Genomic DNA, 205 nt, shown 5'->3' on the forward strand with positions numbered 1-205 from the left:
TTCTATTCCTGACGTTTATGGTGCATTCACAAACAGCCTAAACTACAAAGGATTTAGCCTTTCTGTAATGTTCGCCTACAGCCTAGGTGGTAAAATCTATGATGGTAACTATGCAGGCTTAATGGGCGCTCTTGATGGCGGAGCCCTTAGCGTTGGTATTGCTGACAGATGGCAAAAGCCAGGTGACATCACTGATGTACCTAGA

Annotated in this window: 1 protein-coding gene; it reads left to right on the plus strand. The window is 44.9% G+C overall.

All coding sequences use genetic code 11. The features are described from left to right. A partial coding sequence (locus AWW67_RS19040) for a hypothetical protein (RefSeq protein WP_176700035.1) occupies positions 1 to 205 on the plus strand: 205 nt, incomplete at both ends.

It is taken from the genome of Roseivirga seohaensis (genome assembly GCF_001592945.1).
GTDB classification, from domain to species: domain Bacteria; phylum Bacteroidota; class Bacteroidia; order Cytophagales; family Cyclobacteriaceae; genus Roseivirga; species Roseivirga seohaensis.